The sequence below is a fragment of the Arthrobacter sp. CAN_A2 genome (assembly GCF_015752045.1).
GTDB lineage: Bacteria > Actinomycetota > Actinomycetes > Actinomycetales > Micrococcaceae > Arthrobacter_D.
The window spans coordinates 140,017-166,234 of the sequence record NZ_JADOUS010000003.1 but is presented as its reverse complement, the minus strand read 5'-3'; the positions used below and the strand labels follow the sequence as shown (position 1 = coordinate 166,234).

Annotated in this window: 22 protein-coding genes; 8 read left to right on the top strand and 14 right to left on the bottom strand. The window is 71.5% G+C overall.

What is annotated here, in order from left to right; genetic code table 11:
* Positions 1–73 precede the first annotated feature (73 nt).
* From IWX63_RS16735 to ssd, 5 genes are all read right to left on the bottom strand, one after another.
* On the bottom strand, positions 74–508 hold the full coding sequence (locus tag IWX63_RS16735) for a DUF4244 domain-containing protein (protein WP_334685653.1): 435 nt from the start codon (positions 506–508) through the stop codon (positions 74–76).
* Between the two features lie 395 nt (positions 509–903).
* Complete coding sequence (locus IWX63_RS05160) at positions 904–1,626, bottom strand: hypothetical protein (protein ID WP_199277086.1); 723 nt, start codon at positions 1,624–1,626, stop codon at positions 904–906.
* Entirely contained in the window at positions 1,626–2,411 is a 786-nt protein-coding gene (locus IWX63_RS05155; protein ID WP_199277085.1) for a type II secretion system F family protein, read from the bottom strand. The genes IWX63_RS05160 and IWX63_RS05155 overlap by 1 nt, the downstream gene beginning before the upstream one ends.
* Entirely contained in the window at positions 2,408–3,826 is a 1,419-nt protein-coding gene (locus IWX63_RS05150; RefSeq protein WP_442859096.1) for a TadA family conjugal transfer-associated ATPase, read from the bottom strand. The genes IWX63_RS05155 and IWX63_RS05150 overlap by 4 nt, the downstream gene beginning before the upstream one ends.
* The gene (gene ssd / locus IWX63_RS05145) at positions 3,823–4,896 is read right to left on the bottom strand and encodes a septum site-determining protein Ssd (protein WP_199277084.1); all 1,074 of its coding nucleotides are present in this window, start codon (positions 4,894–4,896) and stop codon (positions 3,823–3,825) included. The genes IWX63_RS05150 and ssd overlap by 4 nt, the downstream gene beginning before the upstream one ends.
* 105 nt (positions 4,897–5,001) lie before the next feature.
* On the opposite strand from ssd, the gene IWX63_RS05140 reads away from it, so the two are divergent.
* On the top strand, positions 5,002–6,696 hold the full coding sequence (locus tag IWX63_RS05140) for a bifunctional 3'-5' exonuclease/DNA polymerase (protein ID WP_199277083.1): 1,695 nt from the start codon (positions 5,002–5,004) through the stop codon (positions 6,694–6,696).
* Between the two features lie 129 nt (positions 6,697–6,825).
* Here the strand turns inward: IWX63_RS05140 and IWX63_RS05135 are convergent, their stop codons facing one another.
* The 3 genes from IWX63_RS05135 to IWX63_RS05125 all read right to left on the bottom strand — a co-directional run bounded on the left by IWX63_RS05135 (position 6,826) and on the right by IWX63_RS05125 (position 9,899).
* The gene (locus IWX63_RS05135; RefSeq protein ID WP_334685652.1) at positions 6,826–7,506 is read right to left on the bottom strand and encodes an NUDIX hydrolase; all 681 of its coding nucleotides are present in this window, start codon (positions 7,504–7,506) and stop codon (positions 6,826–6,828) included.
* 96 nt (positions 7,507–7,602) lie between these two features.
* The gene (gene nth / locus IWX63_RS05130; RefSeq protein ID WP_334685651.1) at positions 7,603–8,406 is read right to left on the bottom strand and encodes an endonuclease III; all 804 of its coding nucleotides are present in this window, start codon (positions 8,404–8,406) and stop codon (positions 7,603–7,605) included.
* Positions 8,407–8,459: 53 nt separating this feature from the next.
* Positions 8,460–9,899, bottom strand: a complete 1,440-nt coding sequence (locus IWX63_RS05125) for a hypothetical protein (RefSeq protein ID WP_199277082.1) — start codon at positions 9,897–9,899, stop codon at positions 8,460–8,462.
* Positions 9,900–10,186: 287 nt separating this feature from the next.
* Here IWX63_RS05125 and acs point away from each other — a divergent pair, with 287 nt between their 5' ends.
* Positions 10,187–12,145: an acetate--CoA ligase gene (acs, locus tag IWX63_RS05120; RefSeq protein WP_199277081.1), complete on the top strand. Its 1,959-nt coding sequence runs from the start codon at positions 10,187–10,189 to the stop codon at positions 12,143–12,145.
* Positions 12,146–12,205: 60 nt separating this feature from the next.
* Here the strand turns inward: acs and IWX63_RS05115 are convergent, their stop codons facing one another.
* Positions 12,206–12,628, bottom strand: coding sequence for an organic hydroperoxide resistance protein (locus tag IWX63_RS05115; protein ID WP_334685650.1), 423 nt, complete (start codon positions 12,626–12,628; stop codon positions 12,206–12,208).
* Positions 12,629–12,732: 104 nt separating this feature from the next.
* Between IWX63_RS05115 and IWX63_RS05110 the strand changes: the two genes are divergently transcribed.
* The 4 genes from IWX63_RS05110 to IWX63_RS05095 all read left to right on the top strand — a co-directional run bounded on the left by IWX63_RS05110 (position 12,733) and on the right by IWX63_RS05095 (position 17,142).
* Positions 12,733–13,317, top strand: coding sequence for a TetR/AcrR family transcriptional regulator (locus tag IWX63_RS05110; protein ID WP_199277080.1), 585 nt, complete (start codon positions 12,733–12,735; stop codon positions 13,315–13,317).
* An 82-nt stretch (positions 13,318–13,399) separates the two neighbouring features.
* A complete protein-coding gene (locus tag IWX63_RS05105) occupies positions 13,400–14,740 on the top strand; it encodes an MFS transporter (protein ID WP_334685649.1) in 1,341 nt (446 codons plus the stop codon).
* Between the two features lie 3 nt (positions 14,741–14,743).
* Positions 14,744–15,226, top strand: a complete 483-nt coding sequence (gene aroQ / locus IWX63_RS05100; protein WP_199277079.1) for a type II 3-dehydroquinate dehydratase — start codon at positions 14,744–14,746, stop codon at positions 15,224–15,226.
* A 56-nt stretch (positions 15,227–15,282) separates the two neighbouring features.
* Positions 15,283–17,142, top strand: a complete 1,860-nt coding sequence (locus tag IWX63_RS05095; RefSeq protein ID WP_199277078.1) for a dipeptide ABC transporter ATP-binding protein — start codon at positions 15,283–15,285, stop codon at positions 17,140–17,142.
* Positions 17,143–17,148: 6 nt separating this feature from the next.
* On the opposite strand, the gene IWX63_RS05090 is transcribed toward IWX63_RS05095, so the two are convergent.
* The gene (locus IWX63_RS05090; RefSeq protein WP_199277077.1) at positions 17,149–18,624 is read right to left on the bottom strand and encodes a reverse transcriptase family protein; all 1,476 of its coding nucleotides are present in this window, start codon (positions 18,622–18,624) and stop codon (positions 17,149–17,151) included.
* Positions 18,625–18,911: 287 nt separating this feature from the next.
* On the opposite strand from IWX63_RS05090, the gene IWX63_RS05085 reads away from it, so the two are divergent.
* Entirely contained in the window at positions 18,912–19,886 is a 975-nt protein-coding gene (locus tag IWX63_RS05085; RefSeq protein WP_334685648.1) for a DUF5996 family protein, read from the top strand.
* Positions 19,887–19,952: 66 nt separating this feature from the next.
* Here the strand turns inward: IWX63_RS05085 and IWX63_RS05080 are convergent, their stop codons facing one another.
* The 3 genes from IWX63_RS05080 to IWX63_RS05070 all read right to left on the bottom strand — a co-directional run bounded on the left by IWX63_RS05080 (position 19,953) and on the right by IWX63_RS05070 (position 23,686).
* On the bottom strand, positions 19,953–20,894 hold the full coding sequence (locus tag IWX63_RS05080) for an ABC transporter permease (RefSeq protein WP_199277076.1): 942 nt from the start codon (positions 20,892–20,894) through the stop codon (positions 19,953–19,955).
* Complete coding sequence (locus IWX63_RS05075) at positions 20,891–21,895, bottom strand: ABC transporter permease (RefSeq protein ID WP_199277075.1); 1,005 nt, start codon at positions 21,893–21,895, stop codon at positions 20,891–20,893. The genes IWX63_RS05080 and IWX63_RS05075 overlap by 4 nt, the downstream gene beginning before the upstream one ends.
* A 96-nt stretch (positions 21,896–21,991) precedes the next feature.
* Positions 21,992–23,686: an ABC transporter substrate-binding protein gene (locus tag IWX63_RS05070; RefSeq protein ID WP_199277074.1), complete on the bottom strand. Its 1,695-nt coding sequence runs from the start codon at positions 23,684–23,686 to the stop codon at positions 21,992–21,994.
* A 202-nt stretch (positions 23,687–23,888) separates the two neighbouring features.
* On the opposite strand from IWX63_RS05070, the gene IWX63_RS05065 reads away from it, so the two are divergent.
* Positions 23,889–24,893, top strand: a complete 1,005-nt coding sequence (locus IWX63_RS05065) for a DUF2332 domain-containing protein (protein WP_199277073.1) — start codon at positions 23,889–23,891, stop codon at positions 24,891–24,893.
* A gap of 18 nt (positions 24,894–24,911) precedes the next feature.
* Here IWX63_RS05065 and IWX63_RS05060 read toward each other — a convergent pair whose 3' ends face one another.
* Complete coding sequence (locus IWX63_RS05060; RefSeq protein WP_199277072.1) at positions 24,912–26,117, bottom strand: MarP family serine protease; 1,206 nt, start codon at positions 26,115–26,117, stop codon at positions 24,912–24,914.
* Positions 26,118–26,218: the final 101 nt, after the last annotated feature.

The following is a 26,218-nucleotide window of genomic DNA, read 5'->3' as shown; positions in this document are numbered from 1 at the left end:
GGACGCCGATGTCTCCATGACGCTGTCGCGGTCGCCCCTCCGTCGTCCGTCGCCCCGCCCTGGCCGGTCCGCATCAGCCGAAATTCAGCGCCGAGGTGATGAGGGACATCAGCAGTCCCTTGATCTCGCCGCTGGACAGGACCGCGACGAGGAGCGCGGCGAATCCGACGGCCGCCAGTGTCGCGATGGCGTACTCCGCGGTCGCCATGCCCGCCTCCTGGTCCATGACCCGGCCCGGTACCCGCCGGATGACCCGATCATCGGCCCGCCGCCGCCGTGCCGCAGCGCGGCGCGCCGCCCGGTCCGCCAACGGGGCGGGTCCGCCGCCACCGTACCGGTCCGTCCCGGGTTCGGCCTCGGCTCCCGCCTCCGATCCGGCATCGACCGACCGCGCCGGCCGGAGGAACGATGGGGCGGTCACCGCGCACCCCTCGGCGCGTCCAAGCCGCTGCCGTTCGGGCAGCGGAGGGAGGAGGTCCCGCTCCCGCAGGACGCTCCTCGGCGACACCTTCTGAGCTCCGTCCGCGGGTGCATCCGTGGGTGCATCCGCGAATGCGGGGCTCGACCTGTGGTGGAGGCTTCCGGCATCCCTCTGCGGTACCCGGGACGCCGAGCCCCTTCCGTCCGTACGGTGGGTCTGAATCGACATGGCATGCCCTTTCGTCGGCGTGGAGTCGCCCCCACGTGCTGTGAGCGACGAACGTCGCTGGATCCACTCTGTCGATCCGACGATCTACCGCGGGGCGGAGGGGTCGCTAAGTGGATAAGCCGGGGTCCCGCCTGACCTGCGGCATCCGTGGTCGTGAACAGGACACGAGGCGGGCCGCGGCAAGGCCCGCACGCGCCAGGACGGACGACGTCGGGAACGGTCGTCCTGGAGGACGGGAGCCGCGGCCCGCCGGGCTAGAGGTCGGGGAGAAGCCCCAGGACCACCGGCACCACGCCCAGGCAGATGAACGCCGGCAGGGAACACAGGCCGAGCGGCAGCACGAGCTGGACTCCGAGCGCCGCGGCCCGCCTGTCCACCTCGCGGTTGTGTCGCCGTCGGAGCTGGGCGGCGTGGGCATGCAGGAGTGCCGCGGAGGGCGCTCCGGTGGCCGTACCGAACCGCAGACCCTGCCGGACGTCCTCGACGATCGGCAGCGGGTCGGACCGCCGATGAGCCACCCGCCCGAGCGGCGGACGCCGTCGGGTCGACCGGCCCGGCGCCTGGCGACCCAGGGGTGTCCGACCGGGCGCCTGGCGATCGGCTGTCCGCCGAGGGGCCGTCGGGAGGCCGGCGGGCAGGCCGGCGGACCGCCCGTCGGCGGACGGGCGATCATCCGCCGCCCCGGCATCCCAGGCGGCCTCCCAGGACGCACCGAGGAGTCGGGCCGCGCGTACCCGGGTCAGCACCGCACCGACGGACGGATCACAGGCTTCCCCGACGACCAGCAGCGCGCTCTCGACGGACGCTCCCGCGGACAGCACGGCTGCCAGCAGGTCGAGGATGAGAGGGCCGTCCTGGATGCCCCGGGGCGGGCCCCGATCCGCGGGCGCCTCCGTGACCCGTCGAAGGCGCCCCGACGGCGCGGTCAGGACCAATGCCCCCGCGGCGAGGATGAGGAACACGATCACCCCTGCCATCACGGGGCACCGTCGACTCGCCTGACCAGACTGCGGGACCAGAGACGGGCCACGAGCATGAGCAGGACGCCACTGGCGAGCGCCAGCCGTCCGAGGGAGGACCCCAGCAGCACCTCCAGCGGATTCACGCCGAGGGCGAAGGCCAGTACCAGCCCCACGGCTGGAAGCCAGGCCAGGAGCACCACCGTGGCGCGTGGTCCCGCGAGCGCCGTCTCACGCGCCGACAGGCCATCGAGCTGGGCATCGAGCTGCACGGCGTACTGCTCGAGGATCCCGGCGAGCGGCGCACCGCTGCGCTCCGCGACGATCAGGCACCCGGCGAGGTCGATCCAGAGCCGGTCGACGCGGGTGCCGGTCCTGCCTCCCCCGGACGATCCGGGGCTGTCGTCCCGGGCCTGGCAGAGCGCATCGGGGACGCTCAGCCCGAGCTCGGCCGCCCGCCGGGCCGTCGCGATCACCGGCAGCGCGGCTTCAGCAAAGGCGGTGCGTCCGTCCGCGTGGACACGCTCCATGTCCTCCCACAGCACATGCGGCGGGCGGCCCGCGCGGAGGAGCCCGGCAAGCTGGTGGACGAACAGTGGGAGCTCATGCAGATCGACGGCTCGGCGTGCGGCGGACCGGCCGGGATCCGCGTCGACGGGTACCCGCGGCCGCTGTACCGGGCCGGACGCCGGGATCCTTCGCGCATCCACCCCCGGCATCAGGGCGGTTCGTCGGCCCGCCCGGGGGAGGGCGAGGGTGACGCCGGCGATGGCCAGCAGGAGGGCCACGGCGATCCCGGTCACGGCGCCCGCCGTCCGGGCCCGGGCTCGCGTCCGGCGACCTGGCCGTCCTCCGGATCCGGGGGCGGCGCCTGACCGGGCCCCGCTCCCGCCCCGGGACCGGCATCCCGACCCTCCTCGGGCAGACGCACCCGACGCGCGAAGTCCTCCCAGCCCGCCTCGCGCCGGCACCCCGCCCCCGGGTCCGTGAGGATGGGCGTCACGGTGAGCTCCCCCGTGACGGCACGCCCCAGGCTGCCGATGCTCTCCACGCGCCGACCTCGCGCGTCGCGGACCACGTGCACCACCACATCGAGGGCGCTGGCCGCCTGCAGCGCCACCCCCTCCGGGGTGAGGCCGGCGAGCGCCGCGAGTGCGCTGAGGCGTGCCGGCACCGCGTCCGCGGAGTTGGCGTGGATAGTCGCCCCGCCGCCGTCGTGTCCCGTGTTCATCGCCGCGAGCAGTTCCCTGACCTCGGCGCCCCGGCACTCCCCCACCACGAGCCGGTCCGGTCGCATGCGCAGCGCCTGCCGGACGAGCTCGGTGAGATCCAGCACGCCCGCCCCCTCCAGGTTGCCGTGCCGTGCCTGCAGCCCGACCGTGTGCGGGTGCTCGGGGTTCAGCTCCGCGGCGTCCTCGACGAGGACGACACGCTCGTGGGGCGCTGCCAGGCCCAGCAGGGTGGCCAGGAGCGTGGTCTTGCCCGTCCCCGTGGCACCACTGATGAGGAAGTTCAGGCGATGCCGCATCATCAGCCGCAGCGCGTCGGCCATCATCGGCGCGACGGTCCCGCTCTCCACGAGGTCCCCGAGCGAGAACATCCGCGCCCGGCGGATCCTGATGGACAGCAGGGTCCCGGCCGTCGAGATCGGCGGGAGGACGGCATGCACCCGGAGGCCCTCCAGCCGGACGTCGACGGCGGGACAGCCGTCGTCGAGGCGCCTGCCACCGGCCGCGACCAGGCGGACGGCCAGCGCCCGCACCTCCGCATCGGAGGCGAAGGCGCACCCGACGCGGCGCAGGCCCGTCGAAGCGTCGACCCACACGTCGTCCGGCCCGTTGACGAGGATGTCCGTGATCGACTCCTCGGCGAGAAGATGCTCGAGCGGGCCCAGCCCCTTGAGTTCGGCACGCACGCGGTCGAGCGCGGACAGGGTGCCCTCCGAACCGAGCAGCCTGCCGCTCGCGCCGACAGCATCCGCGAAGGCCGCTCCGGTCGCCTGGACGTTCCCCGCGAGAACTGCTCTACGGACCGATTCCACCATCGAGGCAGCACGCGCATCACCGCCGGTCACGGCAGCCGTGGCCCGGCCCGCAGGACCCGGCGGGCTCGACGCCCACCCACCCGCCGCACGCAACTGGCGCCTGGTGGGCATGGCCGCGGCCTCGCTCTCCTCCCGCCCGCCCTCGGTCGTCCACCCCTCATCGGACCTGGTCATCCCGTCCGCTCCAGACCGGCGACGACCGACTCGACGAGCTTCCGGGCCCTCCGCGGCAACGGGAAGTCCAGCATCCTGCCCCCGGCCTCCGCTACCGAGGACCCCCGGACGAAGGGCAGGTACGGCAGCGGACCGGGGCGCCCGGCGAGGTCCGCGACCAGCCAGGCATCCAGTCCGTCGAGTACCGGACCGCGCAGGACCACGGTGGTCGGCACTGGGCTGTAGGCCTCGAGGATGCGGGTCACCGCGACGGCGCTCCGCGGCCTGGAGGGGACGAGGAGGACGAGCTGGTCGCACAGCGGCACCAGGGACTGGATCGCGGCACTACCGGCGCTGCCCAGGTCGACGACGCTCAGGTCGAACGCCCCGCGCGCGGCGTCGAGAACGGCGCCGGCGGACTCCATCCCGTGACCTGGGTGTGGACCGGCACCCTCGGGGTGCGCGGCATGGGACAGCACGGCGAGGCGCCCCTCGGCCGGCAGCGCCGCCACGAGTTGCTCAGCGTTGAGGGTCCCCCGGAGCTCACGCAGATCGCCCCACCGCACGCCAGGGCGCCCCTCGATCCCGAGTGCCAGATCCAGCCCTCCACCCAGGGGATGGCCGTCCACCAGCAGCGTCGACGTCCCCAGCCCGGCAGCATGACGCGCGCACCAGAAGGCGAACGTGCTCACCCCGGCCCCGCCGGCGGCCCCGAGGAAACCGACCACGGCCCCGGACGCGGCCGGGTTGAGGCGCCGACCGAGGTGCTCCGCGAGCCAGCCCGCGCCCTGCGGGAGGATCACCACCCGTGAGGAAGCCATGTTCGCCGCAGCGGCCCACGCCCTCGTCTCGTCGTCGGCCGCACCGACGACGATGACATCACGGTGCCCCGGCAGCCCGACGGCGGCCTGGTCGGCGCCGAGGAGCAGCACGGCGGGCTCGAGGGGAAGGGCCTGCGTGAGGTCGACGGCGAAATGCGGGGTGACACCGGCGGCCGCACAGGCCCGCGCCACCTGGTCCTGGACGAACTGGGAACCGCCGGCGAGAACCACCGGCCGTCGTCCCTCCCGGGTCCATGTCTGCTGGGTCATGCCTGAAGCATCCCCGGGCGGGAACCGCGCACCACGCCCGGGCCCCGTTATGTGGACAACGCCCCGGATTGGAGGAATGACACCGATGCGGCCGATGATATGGAGATGTACATCGCCGTGGCGCCTGGGGCATCGACCCGCGACAGCCGCGGTGCCGTGTCGCTGCAGCCCCTGGATACCACCGGCGCGCGCATCGGTGAGCCGATGCTGGTGGACCGCGAGCGGCTTCCCGCCGCCGTCGCGCAGGCGCGCGCCCGGCGGCCGGTGTGGGTCTGGGCGGGCACGAGGCTCTGGTACCCCGGCCTGTTGTCGGCCGGGGTCGACGTCGACCGCTGCCGCGACATCGGCCTCACCCGCGCCCTCCTCGCGAACGCCCCGTCCTGCCCGCCCTCGCCCTATCTGGCGTCGATCCGGGCCGCGGCTCTCACGGCGGACGGCACCGAACCACCCCGGACCCTTCTCCCACCCCCGCCCCCGCCGAACCAGCACTCGCTGTTCGACGAGCCGCAGGAGACCACCGGCCCCCTCCTCGACGACGTCGTCGAGGAGTTCGCCCACCAGCTCTCCACCATCGCCGGGGCCTCCGACCCCGGGCGCCTGAACCTCCTCGTCGCCGCCGAATCCGCCGGCGCGCTGATCGCATCCGAGATGGAGCACTGGGGGCTGCCCTGGCGCAGGGACGTGCACGAGGACCTCCTCGAACGGACCCTCGGCCCGCGGCCCGCGGAGGGCGTCCGTCCGGCGAGGCTCGAGCAACTCGTCGGCGAACTGCGCCGGACTCTGGGCAGTCCGGCGCTCAACCCGGATTCCCCGCAGGAGGTCCTGCGGGCCCTGCACCGGGCGGGTATCGAGGTGAAGACGACGCGGTCGTGGGAGCTCGAACAGCAGCAGCACCCGGCCATCGAGCCGTTGCTCGCCTACAAGAAGCTGTCGCGGCTCCTGACGGCGAACGGCTGGAACTGGCTCGACTCCTGGATCCGGGACGGGCGCTTCCGGCCGGAATACGTGGTGGGCGGAGTGGTGTCCGGACGCTGGGCCTCCCGCGGCGGCGGCGCCCTGCAGATCCCGCGGCAGGTCCGCGACGCCGTCCGTCCCGATGAGGGTCATGTCTTCGTCGTCGCCGACGCCGCGCAACTCGAGCCACGGGTTCTCGCCGCCCTCGGACAGGACTCGGCGCTCGCCGCGGCGGCCAAGGGCAGGGACCTCTACCAGGGCATCGCCGACCAGGGCTTCGGCGGCGACCGCTCGCAGGCGAAACTCGCCATGCTCGGCGCCATGTACGGCGCGACGAGCGGCGAGTCCGGGCGCCTGATGCCCCAGCTGACGCGCGCGTACCCGCGGGCCATCGGCGTCGTCGAAGCCGCCGCGCGGGCGGGGGAATCCGGCGACGGCGTGTCGAGCCACCTCGGCCGGGGCTGTCCTCCCGCATCGGAGGAGTGGCGGTCACGGCAACGCTCGACGACGGCGGAGGAACAGCGGCGCGCGGAGGCCGCGGCGCGGGCCCGCGGACGCTTCACCCGGAACTTCGTCGTCCAGGCGACCGCGGCGGAGTGGGCCCTGTGCTGGCTCGCGGAGATCCGGAGGCGGCTCGCGGAGAGTGCCATCCCGGAACCGCGCGGCCGGATCGCGTTCTTCCTGCACGACGAAGTGGTCCTGCACGTCCCCGAGGAGCGGGGCGCCGAAGCGACAGCGATCCTCGACGAGGCCGCACGGGCCGCGACCCGGCTGCTCTTCGGGGAGATCCCGATCGAGTTCTCGATCTCGACGGTCACCGTCACCTCCTACGCCGACGCCAAGTAGCCGCCCGGGCAGGCCACGGGGCGCCTCGAGACCGCCGTCGGTCTGGCGACACTCCCCGGTTCCCCAGGGACCGCTATGCACCGGGCAGGATCGCCGAGCTCCCGACGAGCGCCACGGGGCCGGGTCGGCTCACAGCGGTGCGGGGATCTCCTGAGACCGGTCCCACGGCCTCGTCCAGCCGAGCCCGTCGAAGATCGCGTCCAGGAGCATCGCCGTGAATCCCCAGATCACGGCGTCCGGGGTGAGGAAGGCGGGGGTCCTGCTCACGAAGCCGTTCCGCCGTACGACGGCCGTCCTCCGGAGTGAGGGGTCCAGGAGCGTGCTCACGGGACACCGGAAGACCAGCTCGGACTCCGCCGTGTCCACCGCATGGACCGGGGATTGCTCCCTCCACCACGCGAGGACCGGCGTGACCATGAAATTGCTGACGGGAAGCCCTACTTCGGGCAGCGTACCCAGGATCTCGATGCCGTCGGAATCCACCCCGGTCTCCTCGCGCGCCTCCCGCAGCGCCGCAGCGCCCTCATCCAGGTCCTCGGCGTCGATGGTCCCGCCGGGGAACGCCACCTGCCCGGGATGGTGGGCGAGGGAGCTGGCACGCATCAGGAAGAGGAGGTCGACGTCGTCGGGTGCCGTCCGCGGCGGTGAAGCGGGAGGCATGTCGGCCCTCGTCCCGAACAGGATGAGGACGGCGGCTCGTCGGCTCTTCGCGGGATCGAGGGTCGCGAACTGCCAGCCGTCCGCCCGCACGAGGGCCATCGACACCTGGAGGGAACCCACCCAGCGGGCGAGCTCGTCGCGCGCCGTCACCGCCGGACCCCCGCAGGTCGCACGGGGGCCCCCGCGCGGGCATCCGGGGACCGGCACTCGCCACGGCGTCCCGGCGCGGACGGCAGGCGTGCGGCGCTAGGCACCCAGCCCGTGCCCGGCCTCGCGGAGCTCGGACCGGGTCCGTCCGGCGCGCATCGACTCGAGCAGGTCCTCCCGACCGGGCGCGAGTTCGTACTTCTGGAGCTTCGCCGCCCTCAGCGGGTCCGTCTCGCCGTCGCCGTAGGACGGGCACAGTGCGGCGACCGGGCAGACACCGCACGCAGGCTTCTTGGCATGGCAGATCCGACGGCCGTGGAAGACGACGTGGTGCGAGAGCATCGTCCAGTCCTTGCGCTCGAACAGGGCTGCCACGTCCTGCTCGACCTTCACCGGATCCTCCGACGTCGTCCACCGGAAGCGGCGGGCGAGCCGGCCGAAGTGCGTGTCCACCGTGATCCCGGGGATGCCGAAGGCGTTTCCCAGGACGACGTTGGCCGTCTTGCGGCCGACCCCGGGAAGGGTCACCAGGTCATCCAGGGTGTCCGGCACCTCGCCGTCGAACTCGTCGACCAGGCGTCGGGACAACGCGAGCAGGCTGTTGGCCTTCGCGCGGTAGAACCCCGTGGGCCGGATGATCTCCTGCAGCTCGCTCTCCTCGGCCTCGGCCAGCGACCGCGGGTCCGGGTACCGCGCGAACAGCGCCGGCGTCGTGAGGTTCACGCGCACGTCCGTGGTCTGGGCGGACAGCACCGTCGCGACCAGCAGCTCGAATGCGTTCCCGAAGTCGAGCTCGGCCACCGCATAGGGGTAGGTCTCGCCGAGGATCCGGTTGATCTTCCGGGCCCGCCGCTTCAGGGCGACCGGCGACTCCTCGTCGACCTGCACTTTCCTGCCTGCCACTCGCGTGTTCCTTTCAGTACTGCTGTCCACTGGCTTCGCAGCGGCCGGGCGGATCAGTCCTGGGGGGCGCGTTCGATGTTGCGGAGATCCCTGAGGATGCCGACGGAGCCGGTCCGCTTGTCCTGCACGAGGAACTCGTGGCCGCGGTCCTCGATGCCGACCTCCCAGTCGCCGGGCTGCAGGGTGAAGACCTCACGGCCCGTCTGCTCGTCGAAGACCGGACGGGGGGACCCGACGGCGAACCAGAACGCCTCGACGACGGGCTCCTCCTCCGCCGAGCGGGTCGCGGTGATCGGCTCCTGGCGCTTCCGCTCCTCGGCGGAGGGTGCGGCGTCGGTCAGGGTCGGCTCGTCCCGGACGACCTCGTGGACCCGGGTCTCGCTCGCGGACGACGGGTGCGGTGCGGTGGAGGAACTCTCGTCCTCCACCGTGTCGCGACTCTCGACGGCGTGGGCGCCGCCCTCCGACGTGCCCGCTGCGCGCGCGGAGTCCTCCGATGCGCCGGCGGAGACGTCGGTGGACGTGTCTCCGGACGCGTCGTCTGCCGTGTCGTCGGGGGTGTGCGGGGAAGTGTGCGCGGACGGATCGTCGGACGTCCGGGCGGACGCCGCGGCCTTCGCCGAGCCGGGCGCCATCCCCGACTGGCCCGAGGCGGCAGCGCCGGCGCCCACGGCGCCCGCTCCCCCGGCCCCGTACAGGCCGGCACCGTTCTGCAGCACGGCCGCGGCGGCGGGATTCACCCCGGCCTTGTCCTTCCGGCCGAACCGGGGAGCCCACCCGGCGGCGTCCTTGGCGGGGGCTTCTATCGCGGCGGCGTCCTTCGCGGGGCCGGCTGTCGCGGCGGCATCCGCCGTCGTGCCCGCAGACTCCCCGGAAGCGGGCTTCGCCGGCTTGGCGGGGCGCGGCCGAGCCGCGGTGATGGAGCGCGCGGCCGGGTGGGCCGGGACCTCGGGGCGATCGGCGAAGTCCTCCTTGAGGACGGGCAGGAACGGTGCGAGGACGGTCGCCGCCAGCATGCCGAGCGCGCCGATCAGGGCCACCAGGGGCCCGAGGTGGAACGCGGTCACCGTCTGGAGGAAGAAGTAGGTGGTGGCCAGCACGGCCGAGACCGACGCGAACTGGTCGACCGACAGGGAGCCGACACGCAGCCCCGAGCTTCCGAGGCGGCGTCCTGCGACGAGGGCCAGGGCGATCACGGGCAGCAGGATCCCGATCCCGACGAAGAAGAGCGGCGCGGTGTTCCAGAAGTTCTCGTACCGCACGATCCCGTCGATGAACGGCAGCAGGGTGCCGATGAAGACGAGCACCACGCTGCCGCCGAACAGGACCTCCCGCAGTGTGAAGGGTCCCACGAGGGCCTGGCTCCGGCCGACGGGGCGGCTCTCGGTGGACGGCCCGGCGGGCGCCGCCTGCTGGACGGATGACGAGGACCGTTCCGCGCCGCCGGCCGGCCCGTGGTCCGTGCTGCGATGTTCCTCGGATGCTTCGGTCATGATGTACTCCCGTTCATGGCGCTGGTGTGAGGCGGAGCACCAACGGGCTCCGACATCGATTGCCTTCCTCCACCCTAGCCACCGGCCAACACCATCTCCACCGAGCCCGGGTGCCGGCACCGCGCCGCTCATCGCACAATCGCCGCAGTTCGGCTAGGTCCTGTGACGGCGGGCACACTCCGCCGGGGAGAACTCGATAGGGTTCCCCTAGAGCACGTGGTGGTGCACCGGACGGTCGCACCCCGCTTCTTCTGTCCGTTACCGACCACGTCACAAAGGGGTAGATCATGACCGCCGAACGACAAGGCGACGCCTTCGAGAACCTGCTGCACGAGGAGCGCCGCTTCCCGCCGAGCGAGGAGTTCGCGGCGCAGGCAGTCGCGCAGCCGTCGCTCTACGACGAGGCCCGTGAAGAGGGCACCGAATTCTGGGCCCGGCAGGCCCGCGAACTGCTGACCTGGGACCGCGATTTCACCCAGACCCTCGACTGGTCGGACGCGCCGTTCGCCAAGTGGTTCGTGGGTGGGACCGTGAACGCCGCCTACAACGCGCTCGACCGGCACGTCGAGGCCGGCCTGGGCGACCGCGTGGCCATCTACTTCGAGGGCGAGCCCGGGGACACGCGCACCATCACGTACGCGGAGCTGACCCACGAGGTCAAGAAGGCCGCCAACGCCTTCGAATCCCTCGGCGTGCAGAAGGGCGACCGTGTGGCCGTGTACCTGCCCATGATCCCCGAGGCCGTCGTCACCATGCTCGCCTGCGCCCGGATCGGGGCCGTCCACTCCGTGGTCTTCGGGGGCTTCTCCGCCGAGGCACTCCGCAGCCGCATCGACGACGCCGAGGCCAAGCTCGTGGTCACCGCCGATGGCACGTACCGCCGCGGCAAGCCGAGCGCGCTCAAGCCGGCCGTGGACGGCGCCCTCGAGGGGGAAGGCCACACCGTGTCCCACGTCGTCGTGGTCCGCCGCAACAACGAACCCGTCGCCTGGACGGAAGGGCGCGACCTCTGGTGGCACGACGTCGTCGACAACGCCTCGGACGACCACACGGCGGTCGGGCACGACTCCGAGCACCCCCTGTTCATCCTCTACACCTCGGGAACCACGGGGAAGCCGAAGGGCATCCTGCACACGACCGGCGGCTACCTCACCCAGACCGCGTTCACCCACCGCAACACCTTCGACCTGCGTCCGGAGACCGACGTCTTCTGGTGCACCGCGGACATCGGGTGGGTCACGGGGCACAGCTACGTCACCTACGCGCCCCTCGTGAACGGCGCCACCCAGCTCATGTACGAGGGGACGCCGGACACCCCGCACCAGGGCCGCTGGTGGGAACTCATCGAGAAGTACAAGGTGAGCATCCTCTACACGGCGCCCACGGCCATCCGCACCTTCATGAAGTGGGGGCGGGACATCCCGAAGAAGTACGATCTCTCCTCGATCCGCGTGCTCGGCTCCGTCGGGGAGCCCATCAACCCGGAGGCCTGGATGTGGTACCGGGACGTGATCGGCGGGGGCAAGGCGCCGATCGTGGACACCTGGTGGCAGACCGAGACCGGGGCGCACATGATCGCCCCCATGCCCGGTGTGACCTCGACCAAACCCGGCTCGGCGCAGGTCGCCGTGCCCGGGATCGCGATCGACGTCGTCGACGAGATGGGCGAATCCGTCCCGAACGGCGCCGGCGGCTACCTCGTCATCCGCGAGCCCTGGCCCGCGATGCTGCGCGGCATCTGGGGTGACCCCCAGCGGTTCAAGGACACCTACTGGTCGCGCTTCGACGACATGTACTTCGCCGGCGACGGCGCGAAGAAGGACGCCGACGGCGACATCTGGCTCCTCGGCCGCGTCGACGACGTCATGAACATCTCGGGCCACCGCCTCTCGACCACCGAGATCGAGTCGGCCCTCGTCAGCCACCCCTCGGTGGCGGAGGCCGCCGTCGTCGGGGCGGCCGACGAGACGACGGGCGAGGCGATCGTCGCGTTCGTGATCCTGCGCGGCTCAGCGAAGGACGACGACGACATCGTCACCACCCTGCGCAACCACGTCGCCAAGGAGATCGGCCCGATCGCGAAGCCGAGGAACATTCTGGTGGTCCCCGAACTGCCGAAGACCCGCAGCGGGAAGATCATGCGGCGCCTGCTCAAGGACGTCGCGGAGGGCCGGGAGGTCGGCGACGCCACCACGCTGTCCGATCCGACGATCATGCAGCAGATCGCCGTGTCGCTGCGGAAGTAGCAGCCCGGAGACGAGGAAGGCCCCCGCAACTGCGGGGGCCTTCCTCGTCTCCGGAACGGATCAGCCGATCGTGGCGTCGACCATGACCTCGATGTTCCCGCGGGTGGCGTTCGAATAGGGGCACACCTGGTGCGCCTGCTCCACGAGCCGGTCCGCGGTCTCCTGGTCCACTCCGCCGATCTCGGCGTGCAGGGCGACGGCGAGCTGGAACGCGCCGCCGTCCGCAGGGTTGATGCTGACCTCCGCGGTGACCGCCGTCTCGCTGATCGTGGCCTTCGTGCGGGCCGCGACGAGCTTGAGTGCACTGTGGAAGCAGGCCGCGTAACCGACGGCGAAGAGCTGCTCGGGGTTGGTCGCCCCGCCCGCGCCGCCCATCTCCGTGGGGACCGCGAGGTCGACGACGAGTTGGCCGTCGTCGGTCCGTGCCTTGCCGTTGCGGCCGTCACCGGTCGCCGTCGCCACTGCCGTGTAGAGAGCACTCATGGTGTCGATCCTTTCGTCGTGGGGGCCGGATGCCCTTACCGACTATGTAGACTAACTAGTAACTCTACATCCGCCAAATCGGCACGCCGGCCGCAGAATGGAGCATGATGAACGCCCACCCTCCCGTCCGCGAGCGCATCCTCGCGTCGGCGACCCGCCTGTTCGACGCCGCGAGCATCCGCTCGGTCAGCGCCGACCGGGTCATCGCCGATGCCGGCACCACGAAGGTGACCTTCTACCGCCACTTCCCGTCCAAGGACCACCTCGTCGTCGCATACCTCGAGGACCAGCTGCGCCTGCTGCAGGTGGCGGTCGACCGGGAGCGCACCGGCGGTTCGGATGCCTGCGGGATCCTGCTCGGGCTGGCGGCCGCGAACGGCGATGCGGCGTGCCGGCCCGGCTTCCGCGGGTGCACGTTCATCAACGCGGCCGCGGAGTACCCCGCGGAGGGCTCGATCGTGAGGAACGCCGTCGGGCAGTACCGGGCCTGGCTGCACGCGGTGGTCACGGACCTGTTGACCGAGCTCGCCGTGGAAGGACCCGAGGTCGTCGCGGACCAGCTCATCATGCTGCGCGACGGGGCCATGGTGCACGGTTTCATGGGAGACCCCGCGTCCGTGACCGGGTCCCTCACGACGGCCGGACGGGCGATCATCGACGCCCGCCGCCGCGCACCCCTGCCCTCCTGAGCCCAGCCGGGCCGGGGCGGCGCGGGTGTGACGTTCGTCCTGAAAGGTGGCCGGTGCTTCGGGGCGAGAGGATGATTTCAGCGTGTCCACAACCCTGCAGCAGCCTCCCGTCCCGAATCCGCGCATGGCCCGCCGCGTCGCCGGCGCGTCCTTCGTCGGGACGGCCCTCGAGTCCTACGACTTCTACGTGTTCGGCACGGCGGCAGCGCTCGTCTTCAACACGGTGTTCTTCACCGCACAGGATCCCGTGGCCGGGACCCTCTCGGCGTTCCTGGTCTTCGCGATGGGCTTCGTGGCCCGCCCGCTCGGCGCCATCCTCTTCGGCCACCTCGGCGACCGGATCGGCCGCAAACGCACGCTGATCCTGACCATCACGCTGATGGGACTGGCGACCGGCACGGTGGGACTCCTGCCGGACTACGACACCATCGGGGTCTGGGCGCCGATCATCCTCACCGTGCTCCGCCTCCTGCAGGGCCTGTCGCTCGGCGGTGAATGGGGTGGCTCCATCCTCATCGCCACCGAGCACGCGGAGCCGCGCAAGCGGGCCCTGTACGCCTCCATCCCCCAGCTCGGCTCGCCCGTGGGCACCATGCTGATCTCCGCCATCTTCCTGGCCCTCGCCGTCCTCGCGCCGGACGTCATGACCACCTGGGGCTGGCGCATCCCGTTCCTGCTCGCGTTCCCGTTCCTCGCCGTCGCGATCTACCTGCGGCTCGCGATCGACGAGACGCCCGTCTTCAGGGAGACCAGCCGCGAGCAGGCGCTCCCCCGCGTCCCCTTCCTCGAGGTCCTCAGGTCGCAGCCCACCGCCATCGCCATCGCCATCGCCTCCGCCGTGCTGGGCATCGGCTCCTACTTCCTGATGGTCACCTACACGCAGGCGTACGGCACCGCGACCCTCGGCCTGTCCCAGGAGACCGTCCTGAACGCAGCGCTCGTCGGGTCCGTCCTGCAGCTCGTGACCATCCCCGCGTTCGGCTACCTGGCGATGCGCGTCGGGTCCGCGCGGGTGGTCGCCGGTGGCGCGCTCGGAACAGCGCTCATCGCGTTCCCGCTGTACTGGGTCATCAGCATCGCCACCGAACCGGTGTACATCGCGGCGATCATCCTCGGCGGCATCCTCCCGACCGCCAGCTGGGCGGCGCTCGGCGGACTCATGGCGGACCTCTTCAAACCGGCGACGGCGTTCACCGCGCTGTCCTTCGCCTACAGCATCGCCGCGATCGTCGCCGGCTTCGCGCCGTCCGTCACGCAGCGGTTCGGCATCGCCACCGACGGCGCATGGTGGCACCCCGGCGTCGTCCTGGCCGCGATGAGCCTGGTCACGGTGGCCGGCGCGCTCGGCGCGGTGCGCCTGCGGTCCCGGCTCGCCGATCCGGTGGCGGCCGCCTCGTCCGCCGTGCCGGTGCGGCATAGTTAGGGCATGACCCCGCGCACGCCCACCATCCTCGTGATCAACGGACCGAACCTGAACCTGCTCGGCACGCGGGAACCGGACGTCTACGGGACGGCGACGCTCGACGACGTCGTCCGCCTTGCCTCGGACACCGCGCGGGCGCGCGGCTGCACCGCCAGCGCGCTGCAGTCCAACCATGAGGGCGGGATCATCGACGCCATCCACGGCGCGCGCACGACGGCGGACGGCATCGTCATCAACGCCGGGGCCTACACGCACACCTCGATCGCCATCCGTGACGCGCTCGCGGGCGTCGGCCTGCCCGTGGTCGAGGTCCACATCAGCAACGTGCACCGCCGCGAGGCCTTCCGGCACCACTCGTACATCTCCGGCGTGGCCGACGCCGTGATCGTCGGCGCGGGCATCGACGGCTACCGGCTCGCCGTCGACCACCTCGCCGGGCGGCTCACCGCGACGGACCCCGACGCCGCACCGATACCGGAAAGTTAGCCCGGGCACGTACCGCCAGGACACCGATCGCCCGGACCATAGGGCACGATGGTCCTATGACGGACATCACTCCCGCCGAAAGTACGGCCGCGCAGCCCGAGAACCCCGACGCACCCCTGCTCGAGGTGAGGAACCTCGCGGTGAGCTTCCGCACCACCCACGGCGCGGTGCAGGCGGTCGAGGAGGCGAGCTTCACCCTGAAGCGCGGCAGCACCCTGGCGATCGTCGGCGAATCCGGCTCGGGCAAGTCGACGACCGCGATGGCCTGCATCGGCCTGCTGCCGGGCAACGGCAGGGTCACCTCCGGCAGCATCCTCTTCGAGGGCCAGGACCTCGCGACCCTGCCCGAGGCGAAGATGCGGTCGATCCGCGGTCGGGCGATCGGCCTCGTCCCGCAGGACCCGATGTCCAACCTCAACCCGGTGACGAAGATCGGCACGCAGGTCGGTGAGACCCTCCTCGTCCACGGGATGGCCACGAAGAAGAACGTCAAGCAGCGCGTGATCGAGGTCCTCACCGCGGCCGGGCTGCCCGACGCCGGCGAGCGCGCCAAGCAGTACCCGCACGAGTTCTCGGGCGGCATGCGCCAGCGGGCGCTCATCGCGATCGGCCTGGCCTGCCAGCCGCGCCTGCTGATCGCCGACGAGCCGACGTCGGCCCTGGACGTGACGGTGCAGCGCACCATCCTGGACCAGATCGAGATCATGACGGAGCAGCTGGGAACGTCGGTGCTCCTCATCACCCACGACCTCGGCCTCGCCGCCGAGCGCGCCTCGCAGCTCGTGGTCATGCACCGCGGCCGGGTCGTCGAGACCGGGCCGGCCGATCAGCTGCTCAACGATCCGCAGCACCCGTACACGCAGTCGCTGGTGCGCGCGGCCCCCAGCGTCGCCGCCGTCCGCCTGAGCCCGGGCGCGTTCACCGCGGACGCCGCGAGCCGGACGGTGCCCGCCGACGCGGTCCTCGCGGAGCAGGGCTCCGGGCACGACGGCGGGCCGGCCCCGGAGAGCTCCGACGCCCCCCGCCCTGCCGCCCTCCACGCGGTCGACGGCGCCCATGCGGCGACGTCGTCGTCGCACCGACCGGCACCGCCCGCGGCCGGCGGGACGCCCGCTGCTCCCGCGAACATCGTCGAGATCCGGGACCTCACGAAGGTGTACAAGCGGCGTGGCAGCACGGAGGACTTCTACGCGGCGAAGAACGTCACCCTCGATATCCCGCGCGGGCAGACCGTCGCGATCGTCGGCGAGTCCGGCTCCGGCAAGACCACGACGGCGCGCATGCTGCTGAAGCTGGTCGAGCCGACGTCGGGCACCATGACGTTCGACGGCATGGACGTCGCAACGCTCGACAAGGCGCAGCTGAGCGACTTCCGGCAGCGCGTGCAGCCCATCTTCCAGGACCCCTACTCCTCGCTGAACCCGATGTTCACGATCGAGCGCATCGTCGAGGAACCCCTCAACGCCTACAAGCGCGGGTCGAAGAAGGAGCGCGCGGCCCGGGTCCGGGAACTGATGGACCAGGTCTCGTTGCCGCAGAACGCCCTGCGCCGCTACCCTGCGGAGCTCTCGGGCGGGCAGCGGCAGCGCGTCGCGATAGCCCGTGCCCTCGCGCTGAAGCCGGAGCTGATCGTGTGCGACGAGCCGGTGTCCGCCCTCGACGTGCTGGTCCAGGCGCAGATCCTGAAGCTCCTCGGTGACCTGCAGTCGGAGCTGGGCCTCAGCTACTTGTTCATCTCGCACGACCTCGCGGTGGTGCGGCTCATCTCCGACTACGTCTGCGTGATGAAGGACGGCGAACTGGTCGAGGCGGCCAGCTCGGAGGAGGTCTTCCAGAACCCCCGCCACCCGTACACGCGGAAGCTTCTCGCGTCCATCCCGGGCAACGAGCTCAACATCGGCGAGCTGGCCTCCTAGTACCCGTCACCAGCGGATCCGTTCGAACGCGTCCCGGAGCCGGCGTCCCCGCTGCGGGTTCAGGGACTCCACCCGGGCGATGCGCCCGGCGAGGTGCGCCCGGAAGTCTGCCTGCCCGCGGCGCTGGGACTCGGGACCGTGCACGCGGCAGTTGTGGAGGATCGCCTTGAGGGCGTCGTAGTCCGTGCGGGCCACGTTGGTGCGCGCATTCACGACGACGCCGGTCACGGTCTGCCGGACCGAGGCGCCGCTCACCCGGGTCTTGGGCCGGTTCACGGCATGGCCTTCGGCGACGACGATGCGCTCGACACCGCGGATGAACGCGTCGGCACGCCGGGCGAGGGGTGCCGGGCTGCTGAAGGCGAGGTCGTCGGCGTACCGCGTGTAACTTCCCCCGGCCGCTGCAGCCCAGCCGGCCAGCCGGGCGTCGAGGCGCCGGACGGCGAGGTTGGCGAGCGCCGGCGACGACGGCGCCCCCTGCGGCAGGTGCGCGGCCCGCAGCGCCTGCCGCAGGGCGAAGCGTTCACCGCTGCCGCCGCCGTCGGGCATCGACTGCAGCACCGCGTCGGGGACCTCGTGCGTGCAGAGTCCGGTGAGGGCGTGGGCGGTCGCCTCCGGGAAGCCCGCCTGGCGGAAGACCCCGAACACCCGGCCCGGTGTGATGTGCGCGAAGAAGGAGACCAGGTCGAGGGCAACGACGACGTCGGCGCCGGTGTGCACCGCCGCACCCGTCCGCGCACTGCGTCCGGGCGCGAATCCGTGCGCTGCATCGTGCAGCGGGATCGGGGCCAGGATGTGGTCGAGCACATGGCGCTGCACCGTCCGCAGGCGGATCCCGGGGACCTCCAGGAGCCGCGGCACGCGTCCCGGGCGCACGCGCCACTCGTACCGGTAGTGGTGCAACGCCCGGCTCGCGGCGCGTCGATTCCAATGCCGGGTGTCCGCGAACCAGTCGAGCTCTCCCGGGGTGAGCCGCAGCTCCCGCGCGAGCCAGGCGAGGTCCCTCGTGCCGGGTGTCGCCACGGCGCTCCCCGGGGCGGATCCGGCCGGGGCCGGCCCCTCCGTGACCGCGGTGAGGTAACGCGCCGGGCTGATGGGCATCCCGCGGGCGGACGCCCTGGCGATCGCGTCCGTGAAGGCAGGCTGGGCGGCGATCCAGCGGGCCAGCTCCCGGGGAGCGCCGACGGGCCGCCTCGGGTAGCCGGTCAGGACGCCGCGGGCGAGGGGGCCGAGCCAGCGCCGTCGTGCGCCGAGGAGGACGGCGCCCACCGCGATCAGCTCCTCCTGCCGCCAGTCCGGAGCGGCGAGGAAGGCGTAGGCCAGCAGGAGCGAGAGGCCCGGGGCGCCCGGGGCGGGCTCACGGCCCAGCGTGGCCGAGCCCCGCGTCGACCGCGGAGACGGCACATGGCGCCCGCCGCGACGGCGCGCCGTGGCGGGACCCGTCGGGTCGTCGTCGCCCGGGATCGGACCGGTCTCGTTCATGGCTCCCCCTGCCGAACCTGCATGTGTCTCCCTGAGGCGGTGTGACGGACCCCGGCCGACCTGTCCCTCTGTTCGGGCGCTGAGCTGCGCGGAGCGCAGTCGGGCGCCAGAGGCGCCCTGTGCCGGTCGGTCTGCGTGCCCCGGGGTAGCCCCGGAGAGGAACGCGCACAGCGTACGCGTTCCGCCTCGGCCGGGGTCCGTCGCTGCCCCCCTAGCAAGCGGCCCCGGCCTCGCATCGTCCCTCCCTGTACGAGCACCTGGACGGGCGCATAGATTGGCAGCACACGATGACGCCGGAGGTCACCATGAGCGGGCAGGGCACCATGAGCGGGACGACGACGGCAGGCGGCTGGCCCGGACTCCGGGTCGAGGACTGGCACGACACCCGGGACACGCTGCACCTGTGGTTCCAGGTCGTCGGCAAGGTCCGGATGGCCCACGCTCCCCTCATCAACCACTGGTGGCAGGTGCCGTTCTACGTGACGCCGCGCGGCTGGGGGACGTCGTCGATCCCCTACGGCAACGGCATGTTCGACCTGGAGTTCGACGTCGTGGACCACCGCCTGCTGGTGCGCACCAGTTCGGGCGAGGACCGCAGCGTCCCCCTCGAACCGCAGTCCGTGGCCCGGTTCCACGAGCGGACCATGGCGGCGCTCGCCGGGCTGCGGATCGACGCACCGATCCGGCCGGTCCCGACGGAGGTGGATCCGGCCGTGCCCTTCGCCGAGGACCACGAGCACGCATCCTACGATCCCGTCGCCGTCACGGCGTTCTGGCACCAGCTCATCCAGGCCGAGCGGGTCCTCACGCGCTTCCGGGCCGAGTTCCTCGGCAAGGTGAGCCCCGTGCACTTCTTCTGGGGAGGCATGGACCTCGCCTGCACACGGTTCTCGGGGCGGCCGGCACCCACCCATCCCGGGGGCGCCCCGAACTGCGCGGACTGGGTCATGGAGGAGGGCTACTCGCACGAACTCTCGAGCTGCGGATTCTGGCCCGGCGGCGGCGAGGAAGGCGCGTTCTACTCGTACGCCTACCCGGAACCCGAGGGCTACCGCGACGTGCAGATCGGCGTCGGGGGTGCATCGTACAGCACCGACTTCCGCCAGTTCCTCCTGCCCTACGAAGCCGTCCGCACGGCTGCCGACCCGGATGCGGCGCTGCTCGCGTTCCTGCGAGCCACGTATGACGCCGCCGCGACGACGGGCGGCTGGGACGGCGGTCTCCTGACGGACCCGCAGCGGCTGGACGTGCACGCCCGCTGACCGCCCGGACGCGGGAGCGGCCACCGGCCCGGAGGCTGGTGGCCGCGTAGTCCGCATCGGAAGGGGCTACTTCATGCGGGTCTTCGGGTCGAGGGCCTCGCGCAGCGACTCGCCCAGCAGGGTGAAGCCCAGCGCCGTGATGACGATGCACGCACCCGGGAGGAAGGCGAGCTGCGGGGCGACGCCGAGCTCCGCCTGCGCGTAGGTGAGCATGCGTCCCCACTCGGCGGTCTGCGGCAGCCCGCCACCGAGGCCGAGGTAGGCCAGCGCAGCAGCGTCGATCACGGCGGTGGCGAGGCTGAGGGTGGCCTGCACGATCACGGGCCCCATGCTGTTCGGCAGCAGGTGGCTCATCGTGATCGTCCGGCGGCTGAGGCCGAGGGTCTGCGCCGCGAGGATGTAGTCGGCGCCCCGCTGCGACAGCATCGTGGAGCGCAGGAGCCGCGCGAAGATGGGGATCTGCGAGACGCCGATGGCGATCATGATCGCATAGGTGCTCTGGCCCAGCATCGCGGCGATGCTGACGGCGAGGAGGAGGCTGGGGACGGACAGCAGGATGTCCACGAACCGCATGATCGCGCTGTCCACCCAGCCGCCGAGGCCGCCGGCCAGGACGCCGAGCAGCATGCCGCCCGCGAGGCCGAGCGCCGTCGAGACGACGCCGATCAGCAGTGACGCCCGGGCGCCCCAGATGAGCTTGCTGAGGACGTCTCCGCCGAAGCGGTCCAGTCCCAGCGGGAATCCGTCGATCTCGCCCGGACCGGGGATGCTGGTGGGGGTGATGGACGTGCGTCCCGGGAGCTCGTCGCCGCCGTAGGGCGCGAGGATTGGGGCGAGGATGGCCACGAGCAGGAAGAGCCCGATGATGACGGCGCCGACGATCGCCTGGGGGTTCCGGCGCAGCCGGAGATAGGCGTCCTTCCACAGGCCGGTGCCGCGCCCGGTGTCGACGGCGGGATCGGTCGGGGCCACGGAGCCGCCGGCGGCGGGGGGCAGGATGGTACTCATTGCACACGCACCCTCGGGTCGATGACGGAGTAGGAGAGGTCGACGATCAGGTTGATCAGCGCGTAGAGGACGGCGATGAAGATGATGAAGCCCTGGAGGACCGGGTAGTCCAGCCCGAAGATGGCGTCCCGCAGGAACCGGCCGATCCCGTTGAAGGCGAAGACCGTCTCGGTCAGCACCGCACCGGAGATGAGCAGGCCCAGCTGGAGGCCGATCGTCGTGACGACGGGGAGCATCGCGTTCCGCAGGATGAAGCTGCCGCGGATGGTGCTCTCCTTGAGCCCCTTGGCGCGGGCGGTGCGCACGTAGTCCGCGTTCTGCACCTCGAGGACCGAGGCACGCGTGATGCGGACGATGATCGCCAGCGGGATGGTGCCGAGGGCGAGCGCGGGCAGGATCAGGTGCAGGAATGCGTCCCAGGCGGCGTCGTACTCACCGGTCAGCAGGCCGTCCAGCACGTAGAACTGTGTGTAGTGCGTGGCATCCATCCGCGGGTCCTGCCGTCCGTCCGGGGGCAGGAGCGACCACTGGATCGCGAACAGGTACTTGAGGATGAACGCGAGGAAGAAGACCGGGACGGTGATTCCGATCAGGCTGAGGACCACCGAGCTGTGATCGATGAACCGGCCGTTGTGCCTCGCCGCGAGGTAGCCGAGGGGCACACCGACGCCGATGGCGAAGATCAGGGCGACGATCGTCAGTTCGACGGTGGCCGGGAACCGGGTGGCGAACTCCTCCAGCACGGGGCGTCCGGTGTTGATCGAGACCCCGAAGTCCCCCTGGAGCAGCTTGCCCATATAGGTCAGGTACTGGGTGATCAGCGGGCGGTCGAACCCGTACAGTTCGTTGATCCGGGCGATGGCTTCCGGAGTGGCCTTCTCACCGAGCAGGGCGGTGGCCGGGCCGCCGGGGAGATTGCGCACCCACAGGAACAGCAGGATGGACAGGCCGAACAGGGTGGGGATGAGCAGGGCTAGCCGCTTACCGATGACGCGTAACACTGGGGATCCTTCCGGGTGAACCGGGATGCCGGGCGGGGGTAGGACAGCACGGGCCGGCCACCGGGATCAGTGGCCGGCCCGCGCTGCGTGGTGGTGCTACTCGCTCAGCTCGATGTCCGTGAAGACCTCGTCGTTGACGGGGCTCGCAGGGTAGGAGGTGACGCGCGGCGCGAACGCCAGCGACGGAGCGGGGTGGGCGAGCGGGATGGCCGGGTTGAACTCGGCGATCTGCTCGTTGATCTCCTTGTACAGCTCGGTCTGCTCGTCGCGATCGCTGATCCCACGGGCCTCGTCGAGGGCCGCGAAGAGCTCGGGGTTGTCGAAGCCGAACTCCTGCTTCTCCTGACCGAAGAAGACGCCGATGAAGTTGTCGGTGTCGTTGTAGTCGCCCGTCCAGCCGAGCAGGTGCAGGCCGTGGTCGGGCGTCGCCTGGATCTGGTTCAGGTAGTCGGGCGACCAGGCGGCGGGAGCCGGCTTGACCGTGATGCCCACGTCGCTGAGCTGGGCCTGCAGGTTGGTGAAGACCTGCTCCGGCGTGGGCATGTACGGACGGGAGACGTTCGTCGGGTAGTTGAACGTGACCTCGAAGCCGTCGGGGTAGCCCGCCTCGGCGAGCAGTTCCTTGGCGCGCTCGGGGTCGAAATCGTAGGTGGTGATGTCCTCGTTGTATCCGTCGACGACGTCGGGGATGAACTGCGTGGCGACCTTGGTGCCTTCGGGCAGGGTCTGCGCCACGAGGGCTTCCTTGTCGATCGCGTGGGCGATGGCCTCGCGGACCTTCGGGTCCTTGAGCTCGGGGATGGCCTGGTTCATGCCCAGGTAGAGGATCGTGAAGGGGTCCCGGGCGGTGATGTTGTAGCCGGCGTCCTTGAGGGACTGCGTGTCGGCGGGAGCGACGAGGTCGTAGCCGTCGATGTCCCCGGCCTCGAGGGCCTGGCGGCGTGCCTGCGGATCGTCGATGATGCGGAAGATCGTCTTGGTGATCTGGCCCTTGTCGCCCCAGTAGTCGTCGTAGATCGAGATCTCGAGCTGCTGGCCGACGTTCCACGAATCGAACTTGAAGGGACCCGTGCCCACGGGGTGGCCGAGGGCGTATTCGCTCAGCGACGGGGCCTCTGCGGTGCCGCCGATGTCGTCGGCCGCGTACTCCTCGAGCGCCGTCGGGCTCTGCATCCCGAAGGCCGGCAGCGACAGCGCGGGGATGAACCCGGCGAACGGCTTGGCGAGGTTGATGGTGACTTCATTGTCCCCGTTGGCCTCACAGGACTTGTAGACGGCCTCCTCGGGGCTGTCGGCGAAGCCCCGGAACAGCGACCCGTAGTAGTACGACGTCGATTCGGCCTGCTGGATGCCGGTCCAGTTGTACCAGCGGTCGAAGTTGAAGCAGACGGCCTCCGCGTTGAACGGCGTGCCGTCGTGGAAGGTGACGCCTTCCTTGAGCTGGAAGACCGTGGACAGGCCGTCCTCGGCCGTCTCCCAGGACTCCGCGAGCAGCGGTGCGGGGTCGGCGGTGCCGGGTTCGACGCCCACGAGGCCCTCGAAGATCTGCCGGCTGACGCGGAAGGACTCGCCGTCGCTCGCGAACGCGGGGTCGAGGGACTTCGGGTCGGAGGATGCGGCGAAGACGAAGGTGGAGTCGACGGCGGAATCGCCCTCGGCTCCGGTGTCCTCCTCGCGCTGGCTCTGGACGCAGCCCGTGAGGAGGAGTGCGGCGATGGAGATTCCGGCAGTGAGCGCAGCGCGTTTCCTCACGAAACCTGCGCCGCGCACGGATGTGCCTCGGTTAGACATGTATTACTCCCTGGTGACGAGTGATTCCTGGCGCATGTGCCCGTATCCCTGCGGATCGCGTCGGCCAACGCGCTGATAGGTGTGACGAGCCTAACTTCCGGAAGGGGCGCAGGCAGTATTTCGGGGGTCCTGGTGGTTACGATTTGGTATCGCGCGCCGTGTCGATGCACCGGCGGGACATATCCGCGGACCAGGAGGACCGATGTCGGAGACAGAAGCGACCACCGCCGAGCGTTACCACCGCTTCGCGGAGGTGGAGGCGCGAGGCTACTCGCCGCTCTACGACGAGTGGTGCACGGGCATCAGCGACGACGGCGAACTCCTCGCCCTCCTCGACACCCTGCCGCCCCACCGACGCCAGCCGGTCCTGTTCCTCGGTGCGACACGCTTCGTCGGGGTGCCGCTGGGCGACTACGCCGCCTTCCGTTCCTTCGTCCTCGCCGAGTGGGCGTCCATCCGGGCAGTCATGGAGAGCCGGAACACCCAGACCAACGAGGCCGGACGGTGCGCCGTCCTGCTTCCGCTCCTCGCCTCCATCAGTGCCGTGGAGGGCCGTCCGCTCGCACTCATCGAGGTCGGCGCGTCGGCCGGTGCCTGCCTCTACCCGGATCGGTACGCGTACGCCTACACGCCGGGCCCGAGGCTCGAACCGACCGCCGGGTCACCGGTCCCTCCCCTCGAGTGCGCGGTGTCCGGGGACGTGCCGCTGCCCTCGCGGCTGCCCGAGGTGGCCTGGCGGGCGGGCATCGACCTGAATCCGCTCGACGCGCGGAACGACGACGACGTCCGGTGGCTCGAGGCGCTCGTCTGGCCGGAGCACGGTTTCCGGGCCGAGCGCCTGCGCGCCGCCCTCGGCGTGGTCCGGGCGGATCCGCCGCTGCTGGTCAGGGGTGACCTGAACGAGCACATCGAGCCGCTCGTCGAGCGCGCCCCGCAGGACGCCGTCGTCGTCGTGTTCCACAGTGCAGTGCTCGCCTACCTCGACCAGGCCGGCCGGGACCGCTTCGCCGGCACCATGCTGAGGCTCGCGGCGGACCGAACCCGCCCGGTGCACTGGCTGTCCCACGAGGGCCACCGCACGCTGACCGGCGTGCCCGGCGCCATGCGGCCTGCGCCCGGCGAGCAGGACGGCCTGTTCGTGCTGCAGCACAACGGACGGACGGTGGCCCGCACGGGTCCGCACGGGCAGTCCATCGCCTGGCTCTAGGGCGCGCGGATCAGGTGGCTATCCGCGCGTGCACTGTCCTGCGGAGACCGTGTCGTCCAGGCTCCCGGCGCTCTCGGCGATAGGGCGCAGTTCCTCGAGGGACAGCGCGTAGCCGACCGGGGCGTCCGCGGTGGACTTCGCGAAGACGATGCCGGCCACGCGGCCCTGCAGGTCCAGCAGCGGACCGCCGGAGTTGCCCTGCTGCACGTTGGCGGCGAGGCTGTAGATCTGCAACGGCCGGGGGTCCGCTCCGTAGATGTTGTTGACGAGCACGGGTGACAGACCCTGCACGCTCGCCGGTTGGATCCGGTAGGGACCGCCCGCGGGATAGCCGGCGAACGCCGCCGTCGAACCGTTCGCCAGTTCCTCGCCGAGGGGCAGCGGAGGGGCCTGCAGGTTGTCGACGGCGATCACGGCGACGTCGCGGACGGCGTCGAGCTGCACCACCCGGCCCGGCAGCGCGCCACCTCCCGGTACCTCGACGACGGGCTGGTCCACGCCGGCGACGACGTGCGCGTTCGTGATGACGCGCCCGGGCGCGATGACGAAGCCCGAGCCGGTCTGGTTCTGGCCGCACTGGAAGGCCGTACCGGTGATGCGGACCACCGACGCCCCGGCGTCGGCGAGTTCGGGCGTGTCCACCGAGGCGTCGGGCACCTCGGCGGGGGTGGCGGGCCCGACGCTCTCGAGGATGGTGGGGATGCCGTCGTCGACCGCGATGGACCGCAGCTGCGCCATCCACGTGCGGACGGGCCCGGGCGTCGCCGTGTCGATGGTCCGGATGACCTGCGAGGACGCGAGCTGCTGGGACAGGAACGGCACCCCGAGGGTCCCGACGCTGAAGGCGAGCATCGACAGCACCAGGGCGGCGACGACGACGTTCACCACCCCGCCGAGGATGCGGTCGATGACGCGCAGGGGCGGGAAATCGGACCAGCGGCGGATGGACGCGCCGAGGGCGGAACCGACGCCCTGGCCGACGATGATGAGGACGATGACCGTGCCGATGACCGCGATCAGGCGCCAGGGGTTGTCCGGCACCCACCCGCTGACCAGCGGTACGGCGAAGAAGGCGGCGACCGCCCCGGCGACGAAGCCGGCGATGCCGCCGAGGGTGACCAGGAACCCGTTGCGGAGCCCGGCGACCAGGTATCCGAGGAGGACCACCACCAGGATGATGTCGAGGAGGGTGAACTCCGCGAGGCTGACTTCCGGCACGTACATTCTCCCCTGGCTATGGACACGGGACGGCTGCGCAGGTCCCGGCACTGCGAGCGATTCTAGCGGCGAAGGGTGGGAGAAGGGTGGGAATGCGCCCTCCTGGC